The sequence below is a fragment of the Pseudoalteromonas sp. Isolate6 genome (assembly GCF_022398435.1).
GTDB lineage: Bacteria > Pseudomonadota > Gammaproteobacteria > Enterobacterales > Alteromonadaceae > Pseudoalteromonas > Pseudoalteromonas galatheae.
The window spans coordinates 1-1,516 of the sequence record NZ_JAKEVK010000375.1 but is presented as its reverse complement, the minus strand read 5'-3'; the positions used below and the strand labels follow the sequence as shown (position 1 = coordinate 1,516).

Sequence of the window (1,516 nt, the reverse complement as noted above, 5' to 3'; positions counted from 1 at the left end):
CCCCTCGGCAATCACTATCGACTCAATAAAATCATGGCATTCAAACCAATAGATTAAGCCGTACTTTGCTAAGAGTCGGGTGAAAAAGGTGTAGTCGTTTTCTAGCGCTTGTACACACTGCGGTAGCGTGGGTAAATCTTTAGTGACTCGCCATTTTATCCGGTCTTGTGAATAGCCCGCTTTTTGTATCAACTTATTGAGGACAGACTGAACATTGGCTTGTACAAAGATTTGGCTTTTTTCTGTTTGCTTAAGTAACTCAAGGCGAGGCTTTAAGATTACCTCTGCACCACAGGTGTGCTCAGACACAAAACCAGATTGGATATCAAACAAAGTCCCAGTGAAATACGTTGATATTGCATCTGGTGACTCAATTTCAAACGTGAGCATATTGCCGACGAGTAATTCATCAGCCAGGTCAAATTGGGATTCTAGGTTTGCTTTGAGTAAAAAGCCGCTATTGATACAGGTCGTGAGTTCAAAATCGACGACATGTACAGGATGGTTAGTACCATACACCACAATCCTTGTTTGCATTTTTTATGTCCACTGTTGTTGGTTAAAGCTGTTCCACCAATACGCGGTACTACTTCCTAGTGTGCTGCGATTGGTTTTTATTTGCGCGCTATTGTTACATAAAAGGCAAGCATTTTTAACCCATTTTTTTATTCAGCATTCGAATACTTATCTTTTGGTGTAACGGATGGTTTTGAAAACGCCTCCCCGAAATCACACCGAATCCTCAAATCCAAGTCGATATATAATATAGCGTTGTGGGAGGCGGTTTACCCGCCGAGAAGTATGTTTTTCGAGTGATGAGGGGGTCTTTTCTTTAGGCATCAAAGAAAAGTAAGTCTTAGTCTATGGATGGGCGTCGAAGTCTGTCAGGAGGACGGGCTGGCTTTACGGTAAATTTCGAGCTACCAGCCGTTAGCAACATAAACCTCCATGTTTAATATCAAAGCGCATCCATGCGCTCCTCGTTCATTCTTTTTAAACGACGAAAAAGAGCGAACCAAGAAAACGTCGCCCCAACATCACACTCAATCCTCAAATCCTAAGCCGATATAGTGCAACCGTCTTGTAAGGCACATCCCTGTGCCAGACAAGACTTGGCCGACATCCTGTCGGCACATTGCATATCGACTGATGATTTTCGGGTGTGATGGAGGGGGAATAAGTTGCTTGTGAGATTGTCTACGATTTTTACGGTTAAGCTGCTTTAAAGCATTGCAAAAACTATCAGCGTAGCCTCCAAACTCACAGTGTAAATAGTTTTGTGGGAGGCGGTTCACCCGCCGAGAAGTATGTTTTTCGGTTGCGGTAAAGGGATTAGTATTGACTGCGAGTTCTAGTTTTTCTCTTAAAAGTAGCTAAGTAGTTTGCAAGCACCACAAGAATTTATCAGCGCCTTGTGTCTCCCTCATCACACCCGAAAGTAAATTGCCAATGAGTCATTTCAACGCATGGATGCGTGAAAAGCGGTGACAGGGCCAAGGATGGCCCTTTGGCCCTT

General features: G+C 43.5%; 1 protein-coding gene. It reads right to left on the bottom strand.

All coding sequences use genetic code 11. The features are described from left to right. On the bottom strand, positions 1-537 hold a 537-nt coding region (locus L1D50_RS22990; RefSeq protein ID WP_239966932.1), incomplete at its 3' end, for a phage late control D family protein. Between the last annotated feature and the right edge of the window lie 979 nt (positions 538-1,516).